The organism is Shinella sp. WSJ-2, from assembly GCF_003432075.1.
Taxonomy (GTDB): Bacteria; Pseudomonadota; Alphaproteobacteria; order Rhizobiales; family Rhizobiaceae; genus Shinella.
On the sequence record NZ_QWBU01000009.1, the window covers coordinates 88,560 to 115,254 of the forward strand.

General features: G+C 62.9%; 27 protein-coding genes. 14 read left to right on the plus strand and 13 right to left on the minus strand.

Translation table 11 applies throughout. The annotated features are described in order from the left end of the window. Positions 1 to 93: 93 nt before the first annotated feature. Together D0Y60_RS18600 and D0Y60_RS18605 are read right to left on the minus strand one after the other, a co-directional pair. On the minus strand, positions 94 to 1,488 hold the full coding sequence (locus tag D0Y60_RS18600) for a DUF4360 domain-containing protein (RefSeq protein ID WP_158565511.1): 1,395 nt from the start codon (positions 1,486 to 1,488) through the stop codon (positions 94 to 96). Between the two features lie 78 nt (positions 1,489 to 1,566). Further along, positions 1,567 to 2,157, minus strand: a complete 591-nt coding sequence (locus tag D0Y60_RS18605) for a DUF4360 domain-containing protein (RefSeq protein ID WP_117371466.1) — start codon at positions 2,155 to 2,157, stop codon at positions 1,567 to 1,569. A gap of 432 nt (positions 2,158 to 2,589) precedes the next feature. Between D0Y60_RS18605 and D0Y60_RS18610 the strand changes: the two genes are divergently transcribed. From D0Y60_RS18610 to D0Y60_RS18630, 5 genes are all read left to right on the plus strand, one after another. Then, entirely contained in the window at positions 2,590 to 3,606 is a 1,017-nt protein-coding gene (locus D0Y60_RS18610) for a substrate-binding domain-containing protein (protein ID WP_117371467.1), read from the plus strand. A 165-nt stretch (positions 3,607 to 3,771) separates the two neighbouring features. Next, positions 3,772 to 4,221: an Rrf2 family transcriptional regulator gene (locus D0Y60_RS18615; RefSeq protein WP_117371468.1), complete on the plus strand. Its 450-nt coding sequence runs from the start codon at positions 3,772 to 3,774 to the stop codon at positions 4,219 to 4,221. 33 nt (positions 4,222 to 4,254) lie between these two features. Beyond that, on the plus strand, positions 4,255 to 4,734 hold the full coding sequence (locus D0Y60_RS18620; RefSeq protein WP_117371469.1) for a group III truncated hemoglobin: 480 nt from the start codon (positions 4,255 to 4,257) through the stop codon (positions 4,732 to 4,734). Continuing rightward, positions 4,731 to 5,018, plus strand: a complete 288-nt coding sequence (locus D0Y60_RS18625) for a DUF6522 family protein (protein WP_245409227.1) — start codon at positions 4,731 to 4,733, stop codon at positions 5,016 to 5,018. The genes D0Y60_RS18620 and D0Y60_RS18625 overlap by 4 nt, the downstream gene beginning before the upstream one ends. Positions 5,019 to 5,150: 132 nt before the next feature. Then, positions 5,151 to 6,653, plus strand: coding sequence for a chlorohydrolase family protein (locus D0Y60_RS18630; protein WP_117371470.1), 1,503 nt, complete (start codon positions 5,151 to 5,153; stop codon positions 6,651 to 6,653). A gap of 1 nt (position 6,654) precedes the next feature. Here the strand turns inward: D0Y60_RS18630 and D0Y60_RS18635 are convergent, their stop codons facing one another. Together D0Y60_RS18635 and D0Y60_RS18640 are read right to left on the minus strand one after the other, a co-directional pair. Next, positions 6,655 to 7,776 carry a PLP-dependent cysteine synthase family protein gene (locus D0Y60_RS18635; protein ID WP_117371471.1) on the minus strand — a complete coding sequence of 374 codons (1,122 nt, stop codon included), beginning with the start codon at positions 7,774 to 7,776 and terminating at the stop codon, positions 6,655 to 6,657. Between the two features lie 130 nt (positions 7,777 to 7,906). Then, positions 7,907 to 8,770 (minus strand): MurR/RpiR family transcriptional regulator, encoded by an 864-nt coding sequence (locus D0Y60_RS18640; protein ID WP_117371472.1) that lies wholly within the window; start codon positions 8,768 to 8,770, stop codon positions 7,907 to 7,909. Here D0Y60_RS18640 and D0Y60_RS24640 point away from each other — a divergent pair. After that, a complete protein-coding gene (locus D0Y60_RS24640) occupies positions 8,756 to 9,223 on the plus strand; it encodes a hypothetical protein (protein WP_147324541.1) in 468 nt (155 codons plus the stop codon). The two genes, D0Y60_RS18640 and D0Y60_RS24640, sit on opposite strands and share 15 nt — an antisense overlap. A 47-nt stretch (positions 9,224 to 9,270) precedes the next feature. Beyond that, positions 9,271 to 10,761, plus strand: coding sequence for a M81 family metallopeptidase (locus D0Y60_RS18645; protein WP_117371473.1), 1,491 nt, complete (start codon positions 9,271 to 9,273; stop codon positions 10,759 to 10,761). A 3-nt stretch (positions 10,762 to 10,764) separates the two neighbouring features. Here D0Y60_RS18645 and D0Y60_RS18650 read toward each other — a convergent pair whose 3' ends face one another. The 5 genes from D0Y60_RS18650 to D0Y60_RS18670 all read right to left on the minus strand — a co-directional run bounded on the left by D0Y60_RS18650 (position 10,765) and on the right by D0Y60_RS18670 (position 16,429). Beyond that, positions 10,765 to 11,142 carry a response regulator gene (locus tag D0Y60_RS18650; protein ID WP_117371474.1) on the minus strand — a complete coding sequence of 126 codons (378 nt, stop codon included), beginning with the start codon at positions 11,140 to 11,142 and terminating at the stop codon, positions 10,765 to 10,767. A gap of 14 nt (positions 11,143 to 11,156) precedes the next feature. Continuing rightward, the gene (locus D0Y60_RS18655; protein ID WP_117371475.1) at positions 11,157 to 11,348 is read right to left on the minus strand and encodes a DUF3008 family protein; all 192 of its coding nucleotides are present in this window, start codon (positions 11,346 to 11,348) and stop codon (positions 11,157 to 11,159) included. 63 nt (positions 11,349 to 11,411) lie between these two features. Then, positions 11,412 to 15,158 carry a PAS domain S-box protein gene (locus D0Y60_RS18660; protein ID WP_117371476.1) on the minus strand — a complete coding sequence of 1,249 codons (3,747 nt, stop codon included), beginning with the start codon at positions 15,156 to 15,158 and terminating at the stop codon, positions 11,412 to 11,414. 172 nt (positions 15,159 to 15,330) lie between these two features. Next, complete coding sequence (locus D0Y60_RS18665) at positions 15,331 to 15,540, minus strand: hypothetical protein (protein WP_117371477.1); 210 nt, start codon at positions 15,538 to 15,540, stop codon at positions 15,331 to 15,333. A 106-nt stretch (positions 15,541 to 15,646) separates the two neighbouring features. Beyond that, complete coding sequence (locus tag D0Y60_RS18670; protein ID WP_117371478.1) at positions 15,647 to 16,429, minus strand: SDR family NAD(P)-dependent oxidoreductase; 783 nt, start codon at positions 16,427 to 16,429, stop codon at positions 15,647 to 15,649. A 126-nt stretch (positions 16,430 to 16,555) separates the two neighbouring features. On the opposite strand from D0Y60_RS18670, the gene D0Y60_RS18675 reads away from it, so the two are divergent. Genes D0Y60_RS18675 through D0Y60_RS18695 form a run of 5 tightly spaced genes read left to right on the plus strand, consistent with a single transcriptional unit; the run spans position 16,556 to position 18,300 of the window. Next, the gene (locus D0Y60_RS18675) at positions 16,556 to 16,759 is read left to right on the plus strand and encodes a hypothetical protein (protein ID WP_117371479.1); all 204 of its coding nucleotides are present in this window, start codon (positions 16,556 to 16,558) and stop codon (positions 16,757 to 16,759) included. A 13-nt stretch (positions 16,760 to 16,772) separates the two neighbouring features. Beyond that, positions 16,773 to 17,162, plus strand: a complete 390-nt coding sequence (locus D0Y60_RS18680) for a CBS domain-containing protein (RefSeq protein WP_245409228.1) — start codon at positions 16,773 to 16,775, stop codon at positions 17,160 to 17,162. Continuing rightward, positions 17,159 to 17,425: a DUF982 domain-containing protein gene (locus D0Y60_RS18685; RefSeq protein ID WP_245409229.1), complete on the plus strand. Its 267-nt coding sequence runs from the start codon at positions 17,159 to 17,161 to the stop codon at positions 17,423 to 17,425. The genes D0Y60_RS18680 and D0Y60_RS18685 overlap by 4 nt, the downstream gene beginning before the upstream one ends. 30 nt (positions 17,426 to 17,455) lie before the next feature. Then, positions 17,456 to 17,728, plus strand: coding sequence for a DUF2934 domain-containing protein (locus tag D0Y60_RS18690; protein ID WP_117371481.1), 273 nt, complete (start codon positions 17,456 to 17,458; stop codon positions 17,726 to 17,728). An 11-nt stretch (positions 17,729 to 17,739) separates the two neighbouring features. Beyond that, positions 17,740 to 18,300 (plus strand): type 1 glutamine amidotransferase domain-containing protein, encoded by a 561-nt coding sequence (locus tag D0Y60_RS18695; RefSeq protein WP_117371482.1) that lies wholly within the window; start codon positions 17,740 to 17,742, stop codon positions 18,298 to 18,300. 18 nt (positions 18,301 to 18,318) lie between these two features. Here D0Y60_RS18695 and D0Y60_RS18700 read toward each other — a convergent pair whose 3' ends face one another. Together D0Y60_RS18700 and glgX are read right to left on the minus strand one after the other, a co-directional pair. Then, positions 18,319 to 19,389: a DNA topoisomerase IB gene (locus D0Y60_RS18700; RefSeq protein WP_117371483.1), complete on the minus strand. Its 1,071-nt coding sequence runs from the start codon at positions 19,387 to 19,389 to the stop codon at positions 18,319 to 18,321. Positions 19,390 to 19,398: 9 nt separating this feature from the next. Next, positions 19,399 to 21,483 (minus strand): glycogen debranching protein GlgX, encoded by a 2,085-nt coding sequence (gene glgX / locus D0Y60_RS18705; RefSeq protein WP_117371484.1) that lies wholly within the window; start codon positions 21,481 to 21,483, stop codon positions 19,399 to 19,401. 222 nt (positions 21,484 to 21,705) lie between these two features. On the opposite strand from glgX, the gene treZ reads away from it, so the two are divergent. Then, entirely contained in the window at positions 21,706 to 23,544 is a 1,839-nt protein-coding gene (treZ, locus tag D0Y60_RS18710) for a malto-oligosyltrehalose trehalohydrolase (RefSeq protein WP_158565513.1), read from the plus strand. Next, a complete protein-coding gene (locus D0Y60_RS18715; protein WP_158565515.1) occupies positions 23,541 to 23,894 on the plus strand; it encodes a CBS domain-containing protein in 354 nt (117 codons plus the stop codon). The genes treZ and D0Y60_RS18715 overlap by 4 nt, the downstream gene beginning before the upstream one ends. Here D0Y60_RS18715 and D0Y60_RS18720 read toward each other — a convergent pair. Together D0Y60_RS18720 and D0Y60_RS18725 are read right to left on the minus strand one after the other, a co-directional pair. Then, the gene (locus D0Y60_RS18720; RefSeq protein ID WP_117371487.1) at positions 23,891 to 25,363 is read right to left on the minus strand and encodes a UdgX family uracil-DNA binding protein; all 1,473 of its coding nucleotides are present in this window, start codon (positions 25,361 to 25,363) and stop codon (positions 23,891 to 23,893) included. The genes D0Y60_RS18715 and D0Y60_RS18720 overlap by 4 nt on opposite strands. After that, positions 25,363 to 26,592, minus strand: coding sequence for a putative DNA modification/repair radical SAM protein (locus D0Y60_RS18725; RefSeq protein ID WP_117371488.1), 1,230 nt, complete (start codon positions 26,590 to 26,592; stop codon positions 25,363 to 25,365). Before D0Y60_RS18725 ends, D0Y60_RS18720 begins: the two co-directional genes overlap by 1 nt. Positions 26,593 to 26,695: the final 103 nt, after the last annotated feature.

Sequence of the window (26,695 nt, forward strand, 5' to 3'; positions counted from 1 at the left end):
CGAAATCGCCGGAGAACGAGAAAATAATTTCTACTGATTTTATAAAGTATTGAAAGGAAAGAGCGGCCCTTCGGCCGCCCCAAGAGTTCAAGATCAGAAGCTCGCCTTCAGTTGCAGGCCGGCATTCCAGCGCGGCTTGCTCTCTTCGGCGACCGTCAGGCTGGCACGCGTATCGACCGCCCAGTTCTCATGGAACTTCCAGCCGACGCGCGCACCGACCGAGCCGAAACGACGTGTTTCCCAACCGCCCGTCGCCTTGCCGACCCAATCGACATCCGCCTTGACCGCATCGCCATTGCCAAAGGTCTGGCCGGCGGTGGCGAAAAGCGAGTAGTCGACCGTCGGATTGAGCGCATGCGTCCACATGACCGTAACGTCTGCGGTGTCGGCCACCGTGCTCTTGCCAGAAAGGGCCGCGGCGAACAGGTTGTCGGCGTCGGGCGTTTCCGCATAGGACGCGACATCAAGTGCCGAGCGGGACAGCCGCAAGGCTGCGGTGAACTCGTTCTGTGTATCTGGCGCATAGGCGACGCCGACGCGGACATGGCCGCCGATCAGCGAGCCCGAGGCATCGTTCGTGCGGGACACGAGTTTTCCGGCATTGATATAGTCGCGCGTGTATTTCGCTTCGACATCCGGCGAGCCCCAGATGCCGACTTCGCCAAAGGCCTTCCAGCCGTCGTCGAGCGGTATGGCATAGCGTGCCGAGGCGGCAGCGATCAGCATATTGTCGGCATCGGTGCCGGTCTGGCGCGCATCGTAGCCGGCCAGACCGCCCATCAGGGTGATCTCTTCTGTCGCGTTCCAGCGCGCATTGAAGCCCACCAAGCCCTCGGTGCCGGCGAAGGCGGAAATGTAGTCGTCGCCCGCGAACGGATCGGTCAGGCCGAGGATGCGGCCAGCCACGGTATCGACACCGGCCAGAAGCGAGCGGCGCTGTTCGGCAAGGCCATCGAGCGAGCCCTTGACGGATTCGCGGGTCGTGAAGCCGATGCGCGAGACATCGAGCGTATCCAGGAATATCTGCGCGGCATCGAGGTCACCGTCCTGTCCTTCAGCCGTCAGGAGGATGGAGAGGTCGAGCGTCTCGGAATCGACCGTACCCATGCGGCGGTTGATTTCGTAATCCTCGGCAACCTCACCGTCGGGATTATAGAGGCGAACGCGATCGCCCTTCTTGCCGCCGTCGAGCGTTACCGTCTGGTCGCCGGTCTTGGTGGTGAAGCCGCGATAATCGACGGAGAACACCGAGTAACCCTTGGCCTGCGTGACCGGCGCGGAAAGCGAACAGGTCGTGCGACCCGGACCTTGCGTACGGTCGCTGATGGCGAAGAGGGAATCGAAGAGGAAGCTGGTGGAATTCCTGTCCGGTGACAGGGTCGTGGAAAAGGTGCCCGGCGCACAGCCGTTGGCAGCCTGGGCGGAACCCGCCGCGAGCACGAGACCCGTCAGGATCAGCGCGCGATTTGCATTCTTGAGAACCGTCAAAACTTCACCCGGTCTTAGTGATTTACAAAGGAGCGGCCCGAAGGCCGCCCCGATTTGCGCATATCCGTGTCTAACGGCTTATTTGCACTTGCGCCACTGCAGCTGGTAGATGATCGCGGCCTTGACGTCCTGCGTATCGACCGTTGCCATGGCTTCCTGGTTGCGCGTCGTCGAGACACGGATCGAGGAATTGGTGCGCAGGTTGACGTCCTGGCCGCAGGGCGACCAGACGAGCGCATCGGCGACCAGCTTGTTGGTGATCAGGTAGTCGGCTTCCTTCGGGCCCGTAAAGGTCTTGGCGAAGGACGGGCCACGCGAGCCGGCGAAGAAATACTCCACGCTGAACTGCGAACGGGCGCCGCGCGGCAGCTGGTTGAAGCCGCGATAGTCGATGGCCAGAACCGAGACGCTGCGGCCCTGCGGCACGTGAACCGGGATCGCGACGTTGCAGGTCTTTCGGTCCAGCGACTTGCCGGTGTCACCGCCGGCCTGGACGATGTATTCGTCGAACAGCAGGCTGAGCGACTTGGAGTCGGGGCTGAGCGTCGCCGAAACGCTGTTGGACGGGCAGCCGCTTCCGCCGTAGCCCGGCACGCCGAGCGAAATGTCATCTGCATGGGCAACGGCCGCAAAGCCGAGAACGCCGATCATAGCACCAATAATCTTCATGATTCTTCCTCTCGCAAGCCACAGCGGCTTCTTGCGTTGCATATTCGGACATGCACCCTGAACCGTGCCTGAGCGGATCATTCAGGGCGAGTTCACTCAAAGGGATATAAACGGATGGTAAAGATTATATTAAGCATTTGAAGGATCGAGTTGTTAGGATCGCTAAGATAACAACCACTGCGTGTTTTTCTGCATTTTTTTTCGGCAGATGCAGGTTTATTCCGCAGGGTAAACGCGATGCGCCACGATATCCGCCATCGTGTCCATAATTACGCACATGCGCGCGCAATCATGAGCAAAATCCATCGTTTAGCCTGCCGCTTTCCCTCCATAAACTCTTGCCGAATCCCTTGTTTTCCGGGAAAAAGCGAGATCGGCTACACCGCTGGACCGCGCCGATTGCCTGCGACGAATTCATGGGAGAAGACCGACATGTCGACGCTGCGGGGTAAACCGAAAAAATCCTCGGTCAGCGCCTTGCGCGTCGCCGAGCTTGCCGGCGTCTCCCGGTCGGCGGTGTCGCGCACCTTCACAGACGGCGCCAGCGTCTCGCCGGCGACACGCGTCAAGGTGCTCGCAGCGGCGGAAAAGCTCGGCTATCACGTCAACCATCTCGCACGTGGGCTCATCCACCATCGTTCGGGCATCGTCTGCCTGGTCGTCGCGGAATTGGAATCGCCCTTTCAGGCGCATGTCGTTGAGACCATCACCCGCAAGCTGCAGGCGATCGGCAAGGTCGTGATGGTGCTGAACACCGCCGGCCAATCCGACACTGTTGCGGCGGCGCTGCGACAGACGCTGAACTACCGCGCCGACGCTACCGTGGTCGTCTCCGGCATGCCGCCGGTATCGCTGATCGAGACCTGCATCGAAAACGGCCAACGCGTCGTCCTCATCAATCGCGACGACCCGGTCGAGGGGCCCGAATGTGTGCTGGTGGAAAACGAGGCGGCGGCACGCGAGGCCTGCCTGATGCTGCATCGCGCGGGCTGCCGGCAGCTTGCCTTGGTCACCTCGACCGCGGCCACCCCGAGCATTCTGGCACGCGAGGCATCCTTCCTGGCGGCGGCGGCAGAACTCGGCGTTGACGTCAGGATCGGCCGCGCAGGTCCGACGAGCTACGCCACGGGTGCGGAGGGCGCGCGGCAATTGCTCGGCGCCTCCAGCCGGCCGGATGGCGTGTTCTGCGCCACGGACCTTCTCGCCCTAGGCTTCATGGATGTTGCGCGCCAGGAGTTCCGCCTGAGCATTCCGGAGAATCTCTGCGTCATCGGCTTCGACGACATTCCGCAAGCCGGCTGGCTCGGGTACAACCTTACCACCTTCCGTCAGCCGGTCGATGAGATCGCCGACCATATCGTCGGCATCATCGAGCGGGACGATCCGGAACCTGCCTCGACCAAGCACCTGCCGGTCCAGGTCGCCTGGCGCAAGACCGTACGCCCGTAGATTTGTCGACCGCGGTGCCGCCCACGGCCCCGCGCTCCCTTCCGAAACGCCTGCGACGCCTTGGCACTTTTCGCGCCGTGCTCCTTGCGATAAAAGTAGTATTTGAAATACTCATTTACAGTATGCGGGCCGAAACCAAACTACCTGCCTCCCGAAAGAATGCCCATGCGCCTGACGCTGCATACCGACTATGCGCTTCGAATGCTGATCTATGTGGCGGCGCGCGCCGATGGACTCTGTACCGTGAGCGACGTAGCGGCGGCCTATGGGCTCTCGCGCAACCATCTCCTCAAGGTGGCGCAGACGTTGCGGGATATCGGCGTCGTCGAGACGACGCGCGGCCGGACCGGCGGCATCAGGCTCGCCAAAGCGCCTGAGGCTATCGGCATCGGGGCGCTGGTGCGGGCGACGGAGGAAGCGTTCTCGCTCGCCGAATGCATGCAGGCCGAAGGCGGCAGCTGTTGCGTCATCTCGCCCGCCTGCCGGCTGAAGGGCATGCTGCACGAAGCGCTCGCCGCCTTCCTCGCGGTGCTTGATCGATACACACTCGCCGATATCGTGCGCAACCGCGCCGAGCTCGGCCCGCTGCTCGGCCTTGGTGCCGTCGCGGCCTGATGAAAAGGACTGGACCATGCCCGAGGTGAGCCCATGAAAGGCCGGCCCGCGCCCAAACGCAGCCCCCAAAGCAGCATCGTCATCGATGGCAAGCTGCTGCCCGATGTGCTCGACGAGGCGATGATCCGCGCCGTCGTGTTCGGGTTCTATGACAAGATCCGCGAGGACGCGCTGCTCGGCCCCGTCTTCAACGGCATCATCGCGGCCAAGGACTGGCCGGTGCATCTGGAAAAGATGTGCGCTTTCTGGTCCGCAACGCTGCTGCGCACCGGCCACTATGAAGGCCGGCCGCTGCCGCCGCACCTTTCCATTCCCGAACTCGGCGAGGCACATTTCCAGCGCTGGCTTTCTCTGTTCCGCGCGACCGTTGAACGGCTCTGCCCGCCCGAGGTCGCCGATCTCTTCCTCGACCGGGCGCTGCGCATCGCCCATTCCTTCCGCCTCGCCATCGCCTTCCATCGCGGCGAGGATTCCATGCAGGTTCTGCCGATCTCGCGGCAGGCGCTGTCGTGACCGCCCCCCTCACCCTCGCACGGGATGAAAACGGTGAGTTCCTGCTGCCGGCCGAAATGCTCGCCGCCCGTTTCGGCTGGCCGATCGAGACGTTCCGCGACATGATGCGCCGCGGCCTCGTCTCCTCCCGCGTCGAGCGCGGCGAGGGCGAGGACGAGGGCCGCTGGCGGCTGTCCGTCCGCTGCGGCAACCGGCGCTGGCAGGCGATCGTCGAGGCCGACGGCAAAGTGGGCGAACAGCGGATTGACATTCTCCCCGCCGCACCGCCGAGGAAAGTCCCTTAGGATGCCACTTGCCAGAAGGAGGTCGGACGTTTCCGACGCGCTGACGAACGTGCTTTCCCGAGGTTCGGCCGATTGACATCGTTTTCTTGTATGCAATAAGAAACACGATCCAATACAATCGGGGGCGAGCCAATGACGACACTTCCGCATTCCGGTCGCCTCGCCGGCCCGGTCCTGATAAGCGCGCGCTGGGTCGTCGGTCATCAGGACGGTCGTCATGTGCTCTATGACGACGGTTGCGTCGTATTCGAAGGCGATACGGTCACCTTTGTCGGCCAAGAATATCCCGGCGAGGTCGCCCACCGCATCGATTGCGGCAATGCCATACTCTCGCCCGGCTTCATCGATCTCGATGCGCTGTCCGACCTCGATACGACGGTACTCGCCTTCGACAACCAGCCCGGATGGCGCACCGGCCGCGTCTGGCCGAAGAGCTATATGGACCGCGGCCCCTACGAGATGTACTTGCCGGAGGAACTGGCCTTCCAGAAGCGCTATGCCTTCGCCCAGCTCATCCGCAACGGCGTGACGACGGCGCTGCCGATCGCCTCGCTGTTCTACCGCGAATGGGCGGAGACCGACGGCGAATTCTCCGCCGCGGCCCACGCCGCACACGATCTCGGCCTGCGCGTCTATCTCGGCCCGGCCTATCGCGCCGGCAATAGCTTCGTCGATAACGACGGCAAGATCGGCTTCTACTTCGACGAGGAGCGCGGGCTTGCCAATCTCGCCGGCGCGGTGACCTTTGCCGAGCGGATCGAGGCGATGGCCTCGCCGCTGGTGCGCGCGATGCTGGCGCCCGACCGTATCGAGACCGGCACTGCCGAATTCCTGCGCCGCACCGCCGCCGCCGGCAACGATCTCGACGTATCGGTGCGCCTGCATTGCTGCCAGTCCGAACTCGAATTCGACCGCATCGTCGCCGTGCATGACGCCACACCGCTCGAATGGCTCGACAGCCTCGGTGTGCTCTCTGAGCGCATGCTGCTGCCGCATGGCGAACTCGTCGCCGGCACGCGCAATGTGGCGCGCGCCGGGCGCGACCTCGATATCCTCGCCAAGGCGGGTGCAACCTTGGTGCATTGCCCCATCGTCTCGGCCCGCCACGGCGGTTTCATGGACAGTTTCAGCAAGTTCCGCGCTCTGGGCGTGCGCATCGGCCTCGGCACCGATACCTGGCCGCCGGATTTCATCCAGAACATGCAGGTCGGCATCATGGTGTCGCGCGTGATGGATGCCTCGATCGAAAGCGTGCGCTCGGAGCATTATTTCGATGCCGCCACGATCGGCGGCGCCGATGCGCTGCGCCGTCCCGATCTCGGCCGTCTCCAGCCGGGCGCCAAAGCCGACATGATCGTCATAGACATGGGCCATGACCGTATCGGCCATGTCATCGATCCGATCCAGACGCTGATGATGAATTCTTCCGGCCGCGATGTGCGCACCGTGGTCATCGACGGCCGCTTCGTCATGGTCGACGGTGTCATTCCCGGCTTTGACGCGGCGGCGGAGCAGGCGCGCGCCCAACGCCAGTTCGATGGCCTGCTCACCCGCTATCCCGACCGCACCTACGGCCACCCGCCGCTCGAACAGATATTCTCGTCGAGCTATCCGCGCATCGGCCGCAAGGGGTGATTTATGGCATCGTGAAGGTGCCCGTATCCAGGAACGTCTCGATGGCGTGACGCCAGGGGTCGATGTCGATCCTGTTCTGGGCAAGCCAGTCGGCGTTGAAATAGGTGCCGGCATAGCGGTCGCCGCTGTCGCAGATCAGCGTGACGAGCGAACCTTCGCGCCCCTCCTTCATCATGCCCTCGGCAATCGAGAGCAGGCCGAAGAAATTCGTGCCCGTCGAAGCGCCCACCCGGCGGAACAGCCGGTCGGACAGGACATGGGCGGCGGCGATCGAGGCGGCGTCCGGCACCTTGATCATGTGGTCGATGACCGTCGGGATGAAGGACGGTTCGACGCGCGGGCGGCCGACGCCTTCGATGCGGGACGGCGTCGGACAGGTGGCTTCGAGGTCGAGATCCTTCCAGGCATCGTAGAACACCGAGTTCTCGACATCCGTCACGCAGAGCCGTGTGGAAAGATTGCGGTAGCGGATATAGCGGCCGATGGTGGCCGAGGTGCCGCCGGTGCCCGCCCCCATGATGACCCAGCTCGGCACCGGATGTGCCTCACGCTCCATCTGGCCGAAAATGCTCTCGGCGATGTTGTTGTTGCCGCGCCAGTCGGTGGCGCGCTCGGCATTGGTGAACTGGTCGAGATAGTGGCCGTTCGTCTCGGCCGCGATGCGCGCGGCGGTGTCGTAGACCTCCGCCGGGCGATCGACGAAGGCGCAGCGGCCGCCGAAGCGCTCGATGACGTCGATCTTCGCCTTGCTGGTGCTGCGCGGCATGACGGCGATGAAGGGCAGCTCCAGCAGATTGGCGAAATAGGCCTCCGACACGGCTGTCGACCCAGAGGACGCCTCGACCAGCGTTGTGCCCTTGCAGATACGGCCGTTGCAGATGCCGTAGAGGAAGAGCGAGCGGGCAAGCCGGTGCTTCAGGCTGCCCGTCGGATGGGTGCTCTCGTCCTTGAGATAAATCGAGATACCCTTGAGGCCCTTGAACACCGGATTGACGAGATGCGTATCAGCCGAACGGCGGGCGTCACCCTCCAGAATACCGATTGCATGGCGCGCCCACGCGCGGTCCGCGCAATCGTGAGAAGGCGCCGGTTCGACGGCGATGGGGGCCGGTGTCGTGTCCATGATAATCTCCTCCCAGAGACCGGGATCGTGCGGTATTTTCCATGAGGGATCAACAGGTTCCTGCGGAAACCCTGATGGCGTTGAGCGCGGGAAACAACAGGGCCATTGCAAGCGGATGGCCCGCGCGTCGTCAATCCCCGAGCAGCTGCCGGTCGTCGCCATCGCGGCGGCTGACCAGCTCCTGCTTGATGCCGCGCAGCGTCCTCAGCGCCGTGCTTCGATCGGCATAGGCGACGAGATTGGCGAGCATGTCGATGACGGCGAGATAGGCGTAGCGCGTCGCGGTGGGGCGAAAGATGTTGCGGCCCTCGGGCAAATCGACGGCCAGCACGACATCGGCTGCCGCCGCCACGGGTGAGCCGCTCTGCGTGATCACAATGCTCGGCACGCCACGCTCGCGCAGAAGCTCCAGGCAATGCACAAGCGCCATATCGCGCCCGGTGAAGGAGGAACCGAACACCACCGTTCCCGGCTGCGCGGCGGCCGACAGCATGGCATTCATATTGTGATCGTTCGAGGCATTGATCCGGCAGCCGAGGCGAAAGAGGCGATTGTGCAGCTCGTTGACGATCATCGCCGAATTGCCGCTGGCGCCGAAGGCCTGGATGAAATCGGCGCCGCGCAGCAGGCGGGCGGCGGTTTCCAGCGCCGAGAGATCCAGCTGGCGCTGCAGCTGGAACAGCGCATTCTGCGCGTTGGCTATGATATCGGCCGCCACCTCGCCGGGTGTTTCGGCCGGCACGTCCGGCTTGACGTAGCGCAGCCCAACATATGCGAGCCGGGCGAGTTGGACCTTGAAATCCGGATAGCCCTTGCAACCGAGTCTTCGGCAGAAGCGGGTGATGGTGGGCGGCGAGACACCGGCCCGCGCAGCCATCTCGCTGATCGAGGCATTGACCACGAAATCCACGTCGTCGAGCGCAAGCTGTGCCAACCGCCTGTCAAGGCGGGAGCGCTTTTCATCCTCGTCCGACAGGACATGAAAAAGGTCCATTGCTTCCCTCTCCCGCGGGCGCATCGTGAAAATCAATTTCTCAATCCGGCGAGAAATATCATGGATGGCCGGCACATCAAGCCCGGTCACGCGCCGCTAAAGTCGCGGAGAGCCGCGTATCGGATGGCAGCGTTTCGTTTCATTTTTCCTGGAATTTTTCAGGGAAACGGTGCGCGCGGCACACACCGCCTCGATCTCGCGCAGAAAATAGCACCTGTTTTTATGCGATTATTTTCACCGCCTCCGACCGAGACGGTTCCCGAAGAGGTCAGTCCTATCAAGCGCAATGCCCTGATAGGACAAACACATTCCGCTCTCGCCTCGATCGCTACGCTCTTCTGGCAGCGTGAAAATCCAGCGTTACCGGAGGGGTCAAAAGAACGCAGAAACTTGCGCCACGGAGACCATACTAACCAATTGACTTTATTGACTTTCCCGACAATAAGAAAATGAATTTCACAAAAATCAAGGCTCTGCATCAAAGTCTTCGGGAGTCACAGATGCGTATTTTCACGGCCTCGCTTGCGACGGAGACCAACACATTCTCGCCTGTGCCGACCGACATGAATTCGTTCAAGGCCGCCTTTTATGCGGGGCCGGGCGAGCATCCGGATACGCCGACGCTCTGCTCCTCCGTCGTGCCGATCCTGCGCCGGCGCGGCCGGGCTGAGGGTTTCACGGTGATCGAGGGAACCGCCTGCTGGGCCGAGCCAGCCGGCCTGATCCAGCGCCGGACCTATGAGACGCTGCGCGATCAGATCCTCGGCGAACTCACCGCCGCGCTGCCGGTCGATGCCGTCGTGCTCGGCCTGCATGGCGCGATGGTCGCGCAGGGCTATGACGATCCCGAGGGCGACTTTCTGGAGCGCATCCGGTCGCTCGTCGGGCCGCAGGTGCTGATCGCAGTCGAGTTCGACCCGCACAGCCACCTCACCGCAAGGCGCGTCGCCAATCTCGACCTGATGGCGGCCTTCCTCGAATTTCCGCATACGGATTTCGAGGAGCGCGGCGAGCATGTGGTGGAACTGGCGCTGCGCACGCTGAAAGGCGAAATCCGTCCCGTCGTCTCCACTTTCGACTGCCGCATGATCACGATCTACCCGACGAGCCGCGAGCCGATGCGCTCCTTCGTCGACCGGCTGAAGGCAATGGAGGGCAAAGATGGCATTCTCTCCATCTCCGTCATCCACGGTTTCATGGCCGGTGACGTGCCGGACATGGGCACACGCATCGTCGTCGTGACCGATAACGACAAGGCGAAGGGCGATGCCCTGGCACAGGTGCTCGGCCGCGAACTTTACCGCCTGCGCAAAATGACGGCGATGCCGATGCTCGGCACCGAAGCCGGCCTCGACAAGGCGCTGGCGATCCAGGTGGCGCATCCGCAACGGCCGGTCGTCATCGCCGATGTCTGGGACAATCCAGGTGGCGGCGTCGCGGGCGATGCAACTTTCATTCTGCGGCGCATGATCGAGCGTGGTTTCGAGCACGTCGCTGTCGCGACGATCTGGGACCCGATTGCCGTCTCCTTCTGCCATGCGGCGGGCAAAGGCGCAGAACTGGCTTTGCGCTTTGGTGGCAAATCCGGTCCGGAGGGTGGGGAGCCGCTGGACCTGCGCGTGACTGTAGAGCATGTCCTCGACGCCGGTTGGCAGAGTTTTCGAAAAAGCCGTGTGACGCTCGGCAGCACGGCCGTGGTGCGCCCGCTCGGCACGACCATCGACATTGTACTTATCACCAGCCGCACCCAGACCTACGAGCCGGATATCTTCTCAAACCAGGGTCTGGATTTCTCGAAAAAGGCTTTCCTTCTGGTGAAATCGACGAACCATTTCCACGCTGGCTTCCAGCCCGTCGCCTCCGAGATCGTCTATATCGCGGCCCCGACCTCCTACCCGACCGACCCGGCAACCACGGCCTATCGCAAGGCGAGCGCCGACCTCTGGCCGCGCGTCGCCGATCCGCTTGGTCTGGACGACCCCACGCGCTGATTGTTACGTCGCGACCCGGCGAGCGACTGATCGGCTACGCTTGTCGATCGCGCGTTGCAGCGCCTCGGTGATCTCCTCGTCGCGGAACGGCTTTGCGATCACCGCGAGCGCGCCGTCGAAACCGTAGGGAAGCGAGCCGGGATCACCGGTGACAAAGATGACGTCGATGCCGAAACGGTCAATGAGACGGCGGGCGAGCAAGTGGCCGCTGTTGCCGTCGGACAGGCCGAGATCGACGAGCGCGATGTCGGCGCGTGGCGCATAGGCAAGCGCTTGCTCGACGGTCGAAACCGGCCCGAGTGTTTCGTGGCCGTTGTCATGCACCACGCTTTCGAGAAGGCTGGCGATGAGGAATTCGTCCTCGACGATCATGACGCGCATGACTTCCTCCCGTTTCACGCCGATTTCGCGTCGTGCTCAGGTTTGCCCTTGCGCTTGGTCGAGGCCATTTCCTTCAGCTCCTTCTCCGACATGGATTTCTCCATGCTCTTGGAAGCGCCTTTCAATTCGCTTTTCTTGGTCTCGCCGCGCTTTGCCGATAGCGCGGCGCCGGCGGCCTTTTGCTGCGCTTTGGATTTTGCAGGCATAGTGCGATCTCCTGTTGGCGATATTCCGTCAAACCATCGAGGCCGTCCAATGTTCCCGCAGCCTCAGGCGCCCGCGGCAGCAAGCGCCACGGCGATCTCCCTGGCATCATAAGGCTTCTGCAGCAGGACGGCGGGCCGGCCGACGGCAAGCACAGGCAGGTCGCTGTGGCCTGTCGCGAAAACGACGCCGATATCAGGCCGTACCTCGCGGGCGCGGATCGCCAGGTCCGTGCCCGACATGCCCGGCAGCCCGACATCTGTCAGGAGCACATCGAAGGCGCGGCTCTCGAGAATCGGCAAAGCCTCCTCCGCCGTCGTCGCCTCGACCACCTCATGGCCCAGTTCCTGCACCAGATCGGCGGCGTTGAGGCGGATCAGGAAATCGTCCTCGACCAGAAGAATGCTGAGCCGCCGCGGCTTTTCAGGCACGGTCTGCGGTTTCGGTACGCTTTCCGGTTCAAGCGCAAGCGGCATTTTCGCCTCCGACGCAACCGGCTTTCGGCCGGCGAGCGTGGCGCGCAGTTTTCGGGCCAGTGCCTCGCGCGTATAGGGCTTCGGCAGAAGCTCGACGCCGGCATCGAGCCGCCCTTCATGCACGATGGAATTTTCCGTGTAGCCCGAGGTAAAGAGCACCGCGAGGCCGGGCAGCCGTTCGCGCGCCTTGCGGGCGAGATCGGGACTGCGCAGCGGCCCAGGCATGACGACGTCGGTGAAGAGGAGATCAATGCTCACACCGCTTTCGATAACCGTCAGGGCGCTGGCGGCATCGCGCGCCTTGAGCACGGAATAGCCGAGATCGCCGAGCATTTCGACGACCGTGGCGCGTACGTCGTCGTCATCTTCCGCGACGAGCACGGTCTCCGTGCCGCCAATGATCGGCCCAAAATCGACCTCGGCGAGACGGTCCTCCTCTTCCAGCGAGCGCGGCAGATAAATCCGCACGGTCGTGCCCTCGCCCGGTTCACTGTACATCTTGATATGACCGCCGGACTGCTTGACGAAGCCGTAGACCATGGAGAGGCCGAGACCACTGCCCTTGCCGGCCGGCTTCGTGGAGAAAAACGGCTCGAAGGCCCGCTCCATAACGTCGGGGGGCATGCCCTCGCCGGTATCCGTTACGGCGACAAGCACATATTGACCCGGCTTGATATCGCCATGCCGCCTTGCATAGGTGTCGTCGATATAGGCATTTCCGACCTCGACGGTCAGCTTGCCGACGCCCTTCATGGCATCGCGGGCGTTGATCGCCAGGTTGAGCACGGCGTTTTCGATCTGCAACGGATCGACAAAGGTGTTCCAGAGGCCGCCGGACCGAATCGTCTCGATTTCGATCGCCTCGCCGATCGTCCGGCGCAGGAGGTCCTCCAGCCCGGCAACAAAGCGGCCGATATTGATGACTTTCGGCTCCAGCGCCTGCCTACGGCCGAAGGCGAGCAACTGGCTGGCGAGCTTGGAACCGCGACTGACGCCGGCAATTGCATTGGCGACACGCTGCTCGGCGCGCGCATTGCCGGCAATGTCCTTGCCGAGCAATTGGAGATTGCCCGAAATGACCTGAAGCAGATTGTTGAAATCGTGCGCGACGCCACCGGTCAGCTGGCCGATCGATTCCATCTTCTGTGCCTGTCGCAGCAATTCCTCGGCTTCCGCCAGCGCGCGCGCCTGCTCGCGCTCGCCGGTCACGTCGCGTCCATAGGCAAAGGTCAGACCCTCCTCGGCGAAGATGCGCCAGGAAATCCATCGCACGGACCCGTCGAAATGCCGGAAGCGCACTTCCCGCTCGGCTGTGCCGAAACGATAGTCGCCGGCCAAAAATTCTGCCGCATCCTCCTGCCGGACGAAAGTCCCCAGACGTCGGCCAACGCTTTCGCGGGCAGGAAAGCCCAGTACTTCGGACCAGGCGGGGTTGACGGAGCGGATCGTGCCATCCTCGCTGGTCACGACAAGCAGGTCGCGCGCATTGCGCCACAGGCGGTTGACCTCCGCGGTGCGTTCACCGACCTGCCGCTCCAGCGAATTGGCGAGCTGTTCGAGCTTCTGCTCCGCCCGCCGCCGCTCTACGGCGCTGCGGGTGCGGGCAGCGACGTCGCGCACGAAATCCAGTTCGCTCGGCGACCATTCGCGCACGTCTTCATGGTTGAGATAGAGCAGCGCGACGAGGCCGGAAGCTTCCGTGACGGGCATGTTTATGAAGGCCCGCGCCTTGATCGCTTTCAGCGCTTCGGCCGTTGCCTTGGTGCGAGGGTCCTGCTCCGCATCTGCCACGACGACAGTCTCGCCGCGCTTGAGGTCATCGATATAGGTCCCGTATTCGCGGAAATTCAGCACGCCGGCAATCGTCTTGACGCCGGGCGCATTCCAATCGCGCTCGATGGTGATCGTCTCGGCGACGAGATCGATCGTGCCATAGCCGGCGCGGCTGACATTGTGCACCTTGGCAAGCATCTCGGCTGCCGCAAAGGCAATGTCGGCCGGGTCGGTGAGCTGGTTGAAACGGTCCGTAAGTTCGATCAGCGCATTGCGCCTGACCTCCTCGGCCCGCACCTCGGTCACATCGACATTGACGCCGATCATGCCGAGAAATTCGCCACCTGCCCCGAAACGCGGCTGCGCATCCGTACGCAGCAGGCGATAGCAGCCGAGCTTGCGGCGATAGCGGGCCTCGACGACGAATGGCACCTGTCGTTGCATCGCATCGCCGAACACCTGCGCCAGCGCCTGCCGGTCATCGGGATGCACGGTGGTGTTCCAGTCGAAGCCCGCGATCTCCTCCGGCTCGACACCCCAGAAGGCGCGCTTGGCCGCATTGAGATAGACGCACTTGCCATGCTCATCACCCATCCAGAGCATGACCGGCGCGCTTTCCGCGGCAAGGCGGAACCGGGCCTCGCTTTCGCGCAGCGCATCCTCAGCCGTCTTCTGCTCGGTCACATCGTGGCCCTGCACGAAGACGCCGGTCGGCCTGCCGTCTTCACCGAAAACCGGCTGGTAGATGAAATCCAGAAAACGCTCGTCCGGCGCCATATCGTGGCGGCGCTTCAGCAGCACGCGCACGCCTTTGCCCACATAGGGGCGGCGCGTGGCGAGCACGCGATCGAGAATCTCGACGAAACCCTGTTCCACCACCTCCGGCAGCGCCTCGCGGAGAGGCTTTCCGAGGATGTCCCTGTTATCGACGAGCTGGCGGTAGGCATTGTTTGCAATGCCGAAAACGTGGTCCGGCCCAACAAGCGTCGACACGAAGCCGGGCGCCTGCTCGAACATGAGGCGCAGCCGCTCGCCTTCCGATTTCAGCCGCTCCTCCGCCTTCACCTTGTCGGTCGTCTCGACCACAATGGCGATGACGCCGGCCGGACGGCCGTCCTCGCCAAGCACGGGGGAATAGTCGAGGTTCATCCAGACCTGCTCAGGCTCACCCCGATGGCGAAACAGCGTCAGCTCCTGATCCTTATAGGCAAGCGTGCCGCCGGCCAGACCGACCTTCATGACATTGTCGTTGAAATCGGCGACCTCGGGCCAGCCTTCGCGCACCTTGCTGCCGAGAAGCTCCGGATGGCGGCCGCCTGCAAAAACGGAGTAACCGTCATTGTAGATCATAATGCCATCCTCGCCCCACAGGAGGACGATCGGCACCGGAGAGCGCAGCATCAGGCTGACCGTGGTCTTGAGGCTTTGCGGCCAGCCGTCGATGGGGCCTATCGGGGTGCGGGTCCAGTCGAAGGCGGAAATCAAGCGGGCAGCATCGCCTCCGCCGCTGAGGAATGGATAACGGCTGTTAACCGCCTCCTCCAGCCCGTCTTCCACCCGCATCCGTACCCCCTTGTTGTATGCCAATCTCACGGGATCACTTCTAGCGTGGCTTCCCGGCGAAAGATTGCAATCGATACTGTCTCAACAAATTTTTCCCGCTACGGCCGAAGCCCCTGACGGCAGCGACGGACATAGGGCGGGAACAGACAACGTCAATTATTTGGCAGGGGCACTACCGTTGAAAAACGGGAAGGTCGGAAGGTTTTGCAGCACGACCGCTTTTAAGGCCCAGCCGCTCCCAGGCGAAGGTTTTCGCCGCCGCAGCGGCCGCTTCCTTGGTAGGGTAGGTATCCGGCAGCACATAATCCCTGCCCTCGCAGGACAGCATCGCACGGCAACTCATCACATCGAAATGCAGCTGGATATTGGACTGTTCGTTCATCGCATCCTCCTTCGACACAACACGATAAAATGAGGCTGATATCGATAAGTTCCCGATCCTCCCCGTCTTCTCCAAATTCCATCGATTTCCGGGTGCTGCCGAGCGCTTAACGCAGCAGCCCCTGTCCGCCGTCTATCCACAATGGCACGCCGGTAATGTGGCGGGCCTTGGAGGAAGCGAGGAAGAGGATTGCGTCGGCGACTTCCGCTGCCGTGCCCGGTTCGCCGGCGGAAATCGGGATTTGCCCCTGCGGCCACACCACGGGAATGCCGGCCTCATCCGTGCCGCGCTGGCGCGTGTTGTCGTCAATCTCAGTCTCGATGGCGCCGGGGCAGATGGCGTTGACGCGGATATGCGACTTGCCGAGTTCGAGGGCGAGTTGCTGCACCATTGCAAGCTGTGCGGCCTTGGTCGCGGAATAGGCGGTCGCGCCCGGCGTGGTGAAGGTGCGCGTCCCATTGATGGAAGAGACCACAACGATGCTTCCCTCTCCGGCAGCCTTTAGATGCGGCACAGTGAGGTGCAGGGTCAGGTAGGTTCCGCGCAAATTGACGGTGATCGTCTCGTCCCATTCAGCGGGCTCCAGATCGTCGATCGGCGCCCAGACGCCATTGATTCCGGCATTGGCGATCACAATGTCGAGAGCGCCGAAGGCCCCGACGAGCCGGTCCACCGCCGCCCGCATCGCGGCCTCGTCCGCAATATCGGCGATCAGCGCGATAGCATCGCCCCCTTGGCCGCGGATGTCGCGCACAACGGCGTCAACCTCCTCTTCCGTTCGGCTCAGCACACCGACGCTCGCGCCAAGACGGGCAAAAGCTTCCGCCGTCGCCTTGCCGATCCCAGACCCGGCCCCCGTCACGAGGGCGACCTTTCCTGCAAAAAGCATGGCTTTTCCTCCGTTGCACAGCCCGAAAAGAATGCTTCGCAAGCGGTCCTGTTCCGAGATTTCTTGGAACCATGACCCAACCCCGGAGTTTGCTTCTGACATCAAACCAGTTCGTAGGAGTTTTACGTGCGTCAGAAGAAAAAGCCGCTCGCCCGCAAACCCGCCCCACAGACGGATACCGAAACCGGCCACAGGGCCAAACGCCGCAATTCCTGGGACCCGCAGGTCATCGTGCCGCATCAGGTGGATCTGCCGCTCGATCAGGGACGTGACGAGATTGCCGTACCCGCAGCGGTCCATGGCCGCAGCCTGTCCAACGGAAGGCTTTGAGGAGGCGATCGGGATGCTTGTGAAGGACGTTATGTCCGCCCAGATCGTTACCGCGTCTCCCAATGACACGGCCCAGTCGGCCGCCCGTCTGATGGCGGAAACGGAAGTCGGCGCGCTCCCCGTGGAGGTTCCGGGCGTCGGCGCCATTGTCGGCATCATCACCGATCGCGACATAGTCGTTTCAGTGCTGGCGAAGGGTCTTTCGACCTCGACGGGACTTGCCGAATTCATGACCGTGTCGCCTGAGGTCTGTAACGAGAATGACGAGACGGACGCCGTTGCGGCCCGCATGCGCGATCTTGCGGTGCGGCGTCTCGTGGTCGTCAACGATGAGCGGCGCGTGGTCGGCATCGTGAGCCTCGTCGATATTCCGGCCGAACCGGCAGTGGAGGGCGTGCAATGACGATCTACGCAACTGACAGGCTGTGGGACGAGGCGGTCATCCTGGAGGGTGAAGGGCGGGTTCTGCGCGTGCACAGCACGCGGGACGCTCTGCTCTGCCTCAAGAACCACTGGCCAATCGATGACGGCCCTGCCCTGCTGACGGCAACGAGTGTTGGCGAGCAGGGGCTGACCAGCGACGACGATCCGGCCTTTGCGCGCCGGGCTTTTATCGAAGCCGCCAAGGAAGCCGGCTTCAGCGTGAATACTTGGACGACGGCATAGACCCGTCGCCGCATTCGAAGGGACATCACCGTGCAAGACGACGAACGCCAGGAATGGATTAACAAACGTGCCTACAGTTTGTGGGAGGCCGATGGCCGCCAACACGGTAAGGACAGGGAGCACTGGGAACAGGCCGTGCGTGAGCGCGAAGAGTTCGAGAAAGTCGTGCTTCCAGAACATCTGCTCAAGAAGCGCAATTCGGTCGAAGCCGACGCCGAAACCCGCAGGGCGGTTGCTTCGACCCGACAGCCCCGGTCGAAACGCGAGGCGAAGGGGCCTTTGTCGCGCCCCACAGCAATCTGAAAGGAAAGAACATGCCCTCCATCAACCAAGCCCGCATCCTCATTCTCGCCACTGACGGTTACGAACGGTCCGAACTGCGTGTGCCTCTCGAGGAGCTGAAAAAACGCGGGGCGGCGGTTACCATCGCTTCGCTTGAAAAGCGCCCCATCACGAGTTGGGACAAGAAGGATTGGGGCGACACAGTCGATGTCGACCTGGCGGTCGCGGATGTTAAGACAACCGACTTCGACGCCCTCGTTCTGCCCGGCGGCCAGATCAACCCGGACCTGCTTCGCAAGGACGAGACGGCGATGCGTGCCGTGCGGGACTTCCTCGCCTCCGGCAAGGTGGTCGCGGCGATCTGCCATGCGCCATGGCTGCTGATCGAGGCCGATGCGTTGCGCGGCCGCAAGGCCACGTCCTATCCGTCGATCAAGACGGATGTCATCAATGCCGGCGCCGATTGGCGTGACGAAAAAGTGGTGACCGATCAGGGGATCATCACTTCGCGCTCCCCAGAGGATCTCGACGCCTTCGTGGCGAAAATCGTGGAAGAGATCGAAGAAGGCCGCCACAATCGCCGCGCGGCCTGATCCCGCAAGTCAACCTGCCTAAGCCGGCGGCTGCGCATCGCAAGCCGCCGGATTTTTTTTGCCCGCACGGCGGCGGGCATTGCGGCGGTTTTCGAGGAAACGCAGAAGGCGCTCCTCCTCCGCGCGCAGGCCCTTGATGGCGAGCGGCGGGCGGCGCATCGCACGCTGCAGCGTTTCCGGCGTCTCAGCGAGCGCGATAACATCGGGATGGATGTAGCTCGACCGGGCGATGGCCGGCGTATTGTGTAGCGCCTCGGAGGCGGCGGTTGCCATGCCCTTGATTGTCGGCCGCCCCCCGTCTTCGATGGCTTGGCGGGCCATCGCGAAGGCCGCGAGACTTCCCGCCCAGGTGCGAAACGTCTTGGCCGAGACCGCGATGCCGGCGATCTGGGCGAGATATCCGTTGAGCCGGCCGGAATCGATCGGGCGCACCAAGTTCGTCTCATCCTTCCAGACGAAGAGCTGCCGGCCCGGCAGATCGGCGCTGTCTTCCAGGATGCGCTGCAGGCGCGGATGTTTCAGCGTGCGCTGCACGCGTTTACCGCCCTTGGCTGTGAAGCGCAATTCGATGCGGCCGTCAGCCAGCCTGACATGGCGCTTCAACAGCGTCGTCGCGCCATAGGTCTTGTTTTCCTCCGCATAAGCGCGGTTGCCGACGCGCAGCTGCGCCTCATCGAGCAGCACGGTGATCGCCGCCAGCATCGTATCGACCCTGCCCGGCGCGCCATCCAGATCACGCCGGACCGCGCGTCGGATTTTCGGCAGCGCCCGGCCGAAGGCGATGAGCTGGCCGAACTTGTCGCCGCTCTTCAACGCCTGCCAGTCGGCATGATAGCGGTACTGCTTTCGCCCGCGCGCATCGTAACCGGTTGCCTGGAGGTGACCATTGTCCTGAATGCAGATCCAGACGTTCTGATAAGCTGGCGGCAGGCCGAGCGCCGAGATGCGCGCCTTCAGCGCCGCATCTCGTACAAGGGCACCATCCGGCAGACGGTAACAAAAGCTGCGGCCTGCACGCTGACGCCGGATTCCGGGCTCGCTGTCAGAGACATAGACGAGACCGGCTTGCGAAAGCGTGTCCGGCACCATGGCACACCGTCAGTTCACAGGTTCGAAGACGGCGATGCTCGCGCCATAGACAGTGGCCGGGCTTTCCGCCGGGTGCTCGGCAAAGGCATCATCCGCCGCCCCGGTATCCAACACGCGCTTCCATACCGTAATGCCGTTCACCGAGGGCAACTGTACGGTGCAGTCGCCGCCGGCATTGCAGACGAGGAAGAGCTGATCCATACCCTCGCCGTTCGCCGGCTTGGAGAGGAAAAGCCCGAGCGCACGCAGATTGCTATCCGTCCAGGCGGCATCGGTCATGAAATTGCCATCCGGCATGTACCAGGCGATCTCGATCGAGCCGTCTTCCGCCGCGTCTCCCGTGAGAAAACGTTCCTGCCGCAGCGCCGGATGCGCCTTGCGGAACGCGATCGCGCCCTTGCAGAAATTCAGGAACGGATCGCCGAGCCCGCTCCAGTCCGTCCAGCCGATCTCGTTGTCCTGGCAATAGGCGTTGTTGTTGCCACCCTGGCTGTTTCCGAGTTCATCGCCGCCGAGCAGCATGGGCACGCCCTGGCTCAGCATCAGCGTCGCGATCATGTTGCGGCGCCGGCGGTCGCGGGCGGCGATGATGTCGGCGTTATCGGTCGCCCCTTCCGCGCCCAGATTGTGCGAATGGTTGTCGGAATGGCCGTCGCGATTGTCCTCGCCATTGGCCTCATTGTGCTTGCCGTCATAGGAGACGGTGTCCATGAGCGTGAAGCCGTCATGGGCGCTGATCAGGTTGACCGAGGAGGTCGCGCCGCGGTCGGAGTGGTTGAACTGCGGCGCCGAGCCGGTGAGGCGCGAGGCAAGGCCGGAAACCAGCCCGCCGTCGCCCTTCCAGAACCGGCGCACGTCGTCGCGGTACTTGTCGTTCCATTCGCGGAACGGATAGGGGAAGCCGCCGACCTGATAGCCGCCGTCGCCGACATCCCAGGGCTCGGCGATGAGCTTGACGCCTGACAGGATCGGGTCCTGCCGGATGGCGTCGAAGAAGGTGCCGTCGCGGTCGAATTCGATATGGCGCGTGCGACCGAGCGTGCTGGCCAGATCGAAACGGAACCCGTCGACATGCATTGCGCTGACCCAGTAGCGCAGACTGTCCAGCACCATGCGCAGGACCATGGGATGGGCGATGTTGACGGTGTTGCCGGTGCCGGTCGTGTCGTAGGAATGGCGTGGATCGTCCGGCGACAGGCGATAGTAGCTGAGATTGTCGAGGCCGCGGAAGCTGAGGGTGGGACCACGCTCGGAGCCTTCGGCCGTGTGGTTGTACACCACATCCATGATGACCTCGATGCCAGCGGCATGGAAGCGCTTCACCATGGTCTTGAATTCGGTGATGGCCTTGCCGGAAAGGAAGCGCGGCTGCGGCGCGAAGAAGCCCAGCGTCTGGTAGCCCCAATAGTTGCGCAGGGCCTTTTCGAGCAGGTAGCGGTCATCCGGGAAATACTGGATCGGCAGAAGTTCGATGGCGGAAATGCCCAGGTCGACGAGATGCTCGATGATCGCGTCGCTCGCCATGCCCATAAAGGTGCCGCGAAGCTCTTCGGGCACACCGGGATGGGTCATCGTCATGCCGCGCACATGGGCTTCATAGATGATCGTATCGGTCCAGGGGCGGCGGATGGCGGCGTCGCCCGCCCAGTCGAAATCCGGATCCTGTACCACGCCCTTTACCATGAAGGGTGCGCTGTCGCGCTCGTCGAAGGAGAGATCTTCCGCCGCATCGCCGATCTTGTAGCCATAAAGCGCATCGTCCCACTGGATTTCGCCGAGAACCTGCTTGGCATAAGGGTCGAGCAGCAGCTTGTTCGGATTGAAGCGATGACCGGCTTTCGGATCATAGGGCCCGTGCGCACGGTATCCATAGACGGTGCCCGGCTTCAGGCCGGCGATATAACCCGACCAGATGTCGCCCTCGCGCTTGGGCAAGGCCAAGCGCGCCGTCTCTTCTTTTCCGTCGGGAGAAAACAGACACAGCTCCACCTGCTCGGCATGAGCGGAAAAGACCGCGAAGTGCGTGCCGTCGCCAGTAAATTCGGCGCCAAGCTCCGGCTTGATGAAGTCGAGTTCGGAAAAAGAATAGCTCATGCAATGCGTCCCCTTCGAGCGAGCAAATGACCTCCCCACATAAGACTGCGACAGGCTGCAGTCTCGGCCTTCTCACGTCCAGCGGTTCTCCACCGGACCGGTTATCAGGGCGCGAAAAGACAATGATGCAACGCGAAAAGATGCTGATTGTTCCGGAACAATTTGCTGCCCGCCCGGTTCGATCCTGTCGAATGAGAGAGGCAACGAATGACGGAGCCATTGATGATGCAGCGCAGTTGGGGACCGGTTTTGGAGAAGGACGGTGGCGTCACGTTTCGCCTCTGGGCACCGGCCGAAGCGGCAGTCACACTTCTGGTCGAAGATCGGGAAATCTCCATGCGGCGAACCGAAGATGGCTGGCACAGCCGCCGGGCCGAGGCAAAGGCCGGCGACCGCTATGCCTTCCGCCTTGACGATGGCACCACGATACCGGACCCGGCCACGCACGCCCAGCTGGACGATGTGGACGGCCTGTCGCTCATCGTCGATCATGGTGCCTTTGTCTGGCAACATCCCCACTGGACGGGGCGTCCCTGGGCGGAGACCGTTCTCTACGAACTGCATATCGGCACCTTCACGCCGGAAGGTACCTTTCGGGCCGCGATCGACCGCCTGCCGCATCTGCGCGCGCTGGGCATCACCGCCGTCGAGCTCATGCCCGTTGCCCATTTCGCCGGCCGGCGCGGTTGGGGTTACGATGGTGTGCTGCTCCATGCCCCGCATCCGGCCTATGGAACGCCCGACGAATTGAAGGCCTTTGTCGACGCGGCCCATGGACAGGGCATGATGGTGCTGCTCGACGTCGTCTACAATCACTTCGGCCCGGTCGGGAACATGCTGCCACGCATCGCGCCTGACTTCTTCCATCCCGAGCGGCACACGCCCTGGGGTGCGGCCATCGCCTTCGACGAACCGGCCGTTCGGCGCTACTTCATCGAGAATGCTCTGCAATGGGTCGTCGACTACCGCTTCGACGGGCTGCGGCTCGATGCGACCGAGCAGATAGAGGACACGAGCGAGACGCATCTTTTGATCGAGCTTGCGGAAACCGTGCGGGCAGCGGTCCCAAACCGGCACATTCACCTTGCCGTGGAAGACCAGCACAGCCGCAAGAGCCTGCTGAACCGCGACGGCGGCATCGTCAGGCACTACACCGCCGGCTGGAATGATGAATTCCACCATGCCCTGCATGTCGTCGCGACCGGTGAGACGGGCGGCTATTACGAAAACTTCCTCGACGATACGATCGGCACGCTTCGCGAGGCCACAGCCAAGGGCTTCGTGCATGCGGACCGCGCCAAGGATCGCGTCGGTCCGGCACCGCAGGATCCGCTTCCGCCCGACGTCAACATCAACTTCCTGCAGAACCACGACCAGATCGGCAACCGTGCTTTCGGCGACCGGTTGGGAAATCAAACCGGTCCCGACCTGCTCAAGGTCTTGACGGCGCTGCTGATGCTGTCCCCGCCAGTGCCGCTCGTGTTCATGGGCGAGGAATATGGCGAGGAGCAGCCCTTCCAGTTCTTTGCGGACTTCGAGGGAGAGCTTGCCCATGCGACAAAAGAAGGTCGCGAGGCGGAAGCCGAAAAATTCGGTGGCATGCCGGACGGCAAGACCATGGCGGATCTGCCCGATCCGCTCTCGGAAGAAACCTTTAAGCGCTCGAAGCTTGACTGGTCGCGCGCCGTAACGCCAGAAGGTCGACAGCGGATGGAGTTTCTCCGCGAGCTGATCGATTTGCGCCAACGGTATATCGCGCCGCTGCTGAAGACAGGGACGGTCGAACCGCGTATCCTGCCTGCAGACGAGGGCATTGTCGCCATCGACTGGCGCTCGCCCTTCGGAACCCTCCTTCTTCGTGCCAATCTGCTGGAAGAGAACGTGACACCCTCCACTTTGCCCGGCGAAACGGTCTACAGCTTTTCGCCGGGCGCCAAGACCGGACCGTGGATATCCGTCGCCTTCGACAGGACACAGCGGATTTCGGAACCAAAACTGCCTTCGGCTGTTCCTACGGAGATGGATTTCGAGAGGTCCGCATGCATATCGGCGACATCATGACCCGCAATGTTCACCTCGTCCGCCCGGAGGAGACGTTGCAATATGCCGCCAGCCTCATGGCGGAGTGGGATATCGCCTTCTTGCCGGTCGCAGATGCCAGCGGTCTCGTCGGCACGCTGACGGACCGCGATATCATCCTGCGCGCCGTTGCTCCCGGTTTCGATGCCGAGACCACCAAGGTCTCCGACATCATGACCACCAACATCACCTATTGTTACGACGACGAGGAGCCAGCCGGCGTGCTCGCCAACATGCAGTCGCTGCACCTGCGCCGCCTCGCCGTGCTGGACCGCCAGAACCGACTTTCCGGCGTCGTGTCTCGCACGGACTTCAAACGCCATCAGATCTAGCCGAGAAAGCCCTTGGCCAGATGGCCGACATCCCTGATGTCCTCGAGAAAGAGAGCCCGCTGGCGTCGGCGTTCGGCCTCGTCGGGTAGGCGCAGCAGGAATGAGGGGTGGATGGTCGGGTACAGCACGACATTGTCCTCCATCACAGCATCCCGCATTGATATCGGCCGACTGCGCACGTGACTGAGCGGCTGCCGGTCGCCCGTCAGCGCGTAAAAAGCCGTTGCGCCGAGAGCGACGATGATCTTGGGTTTGACGAATTCGATCTCCTTCGTCAGCCACCAACGGCAATGATCGATCTCGCCGCGATTCGGCTTTTCGTGGATGCGGCGCTTGCCACGCGGCTGGTATTTGAAATGCTTGACGGCGTTGGTCAGGTAGAGCGTCTCGCGCGCCAGGCCAGCCTCCTTGAGCACGCCGTCCAGCACTTTCCCGGCCGGGCCTACAAAGGGCCGGCCGGCAAGGTCTTCGTGATCGCCCGGCTGCTCGCCGACCATCATCATTGTCGCCGTTTCCCGACCTTCGCCGAAAACGGTCTGCGTCGCCGTGCAGTGCAGCGGGCAGCGCGTACAGCGCCGCGCCTCCTCGCGCAGCCCCTCCAGCGTGCCGGCTTCGGCAAAGTTGGCGGGCGGCATCGCTTGCGCAGCCTCCTGAAGCCGGTAGTGGAATGTCGGCGGATCGCTGGCGGCCCGCTCGGCCATGGCGCGCACATTCGCCTCCGCATTGGCAATCAGCTCGGGAATGAGGGATGCCTCGGGCAGATTGCGCCAGTATTTCTTCGGCATCTCCGCCTGCATGGCCTTCGTCTTCAACCGCGCCGGATTGAAAATGCTGGCATAATAGGTGCGCCAGAGCGCGTCGGTCGGATCACCATGGCCGGGGTTCTCGCCCGGCCGCATATCGGCGATCAGGCTTTCGCCGTCCCAGCTCGCCGTGCCCTTCGGCGTGGCGATAATCCAGTCCATATCTGCAAAGCGTCGACGGAAGAACGGCGCGGTGCGGGCGACGACGAAATGCGTCGGCTCGAACCAGGCAAAGAACCGCCGGCGGCCTTCCGCTTCGCCTGCAATTTCCTTGAACCGTACGAAGGCCGTCATCTTGTGGCTGTCGCGCGCCACGTTCTTGGCCAGCAACCGTGCCCAGGCGACATCCTTGTCCGCCGTCAGTTCCAGCAGGCGCCGGTCGGATTGCAGGCGCCAGAGCAGGCGATAGAGCAGATGGAAACGCCCCGGTTCCGTATGGCACACAACCGCCTCGGCCAGCGGAAGGAAGGCCTGCGGCACCACGAGCGGTGCGGCGGCGGCATCCGGCGGCGGCAGCTCCGGCATCGTGCTGGCCTCGAAGAGTTCTATGTCGCCCTTTATGCGCCAGTCCACCTCGCGCGGCGAAATGCCGGCGGAGGCAAGCGCGCGGGCGGCGTCGCGCCACTCGGAAAAATCACCGCGGGCGAGAAGCGGGATCGTCCACATCACAGCAACGAAAGTTGTTCCGGCTTGCGCGCGAAGAGCGTTTTCAAGTCGGCGCGGTCGGCGAGCTTCAGCGGCGTCCAGCCCTCCGCCTCGATGAAGGCCTTCACCTTGCGCACGGACACGCCGAGCCGCGCCATATCCTCCAGCCGCAGGCGGCGGAAGCGGCGGCTGGAGAGGATCGCATCGACCGTCTTCGTACCGAAGCCGGGCACGCGCAGCAGAGTTTCCTTCGCCGCCCTGTTGACGTCGACGGGGAAATCCTGCCGGTTGGCGAGCGCCCAGGCGAGCTTGGGGTCCATGTCGAGATCCAGCATACCGCCGGTCGCGGCCGTGATCTCGTCCACGCCGAAACCATAGAAACGATAGAGCCAGTCGGCCTGGTAGAGCCGGTGCTCGCGCACCAGCGGCGGCTTGATCAGCGGCAGCGCACGCGAGGCATCCGGGATGGGACTGAAGGCGGAATAATAGACGCGCTTCAGGCCATAGCTGCCATAAAGCCGGGCACTGGTCTTCAGGATGGTCGCATCGTCGGCGCCATCGGCGCCAACGATCATCTGCGTGCTCTGGCCGCTCGGCACGAAACGCTTGCGGTGCTTGCTTTGCAAGGTCGGGTCATCGGCCGCCTCGATCTTGCGGCGCAGGTCCCCCATAGCGCGGCGGATGCCCTCGGGGCGCTTTTCCGGCGCGAAACGGCCGATGCCGGCATCCGTCGGCAGTTCGATATTGAGCGACAGACGATCGGCATAAAGCCCCGCCTCCTCGATCAATTCGGGTGCCGCATCGGGGATCGACTTGAGATGGATATAGCCGCGAAAACCATGCACTACGCGCAGGTCTTTCGCCACCCGCACCATTTCGCCCATCGTATGGTCAGGCGAGCGAATGATGCCCGAGGAGAGGAACAGGCCTTCGATGTAGTTGCGCCGGTAGAATTCCAGCGTCAGCCAGACCACCTCGTCCGGCGTGAAGCGGGCGCGCTCAACATTGCTCGACGAGCGGTTGATGCAATAAGCGCAGTCGAAGATGCAGAAATTGGTGAGCAGGATTTTCAGAAGCGAAATACAGCGCCCATCCGGCGCATAGGCGTGGCAAATGCCCGCCCCTTCGGTCGAGCCGAGACCACCGCTCTTTACGGAGTCGCGTTTGACGGTTCCACTCGACGCGCAGGAGGCATCGTACTTGGCGGCATCCGACAGGATGGCCAAACGTTTCTGCAGCGATTTCTTCATATCTGTTCACTATATGTTCTTCTTCTCACTGTCAAGCACGGGATTTGCGCACTGCGGGGTATGGAACTTTTTTCGCCATCCCTGATTGTATGGAGAGGAACAC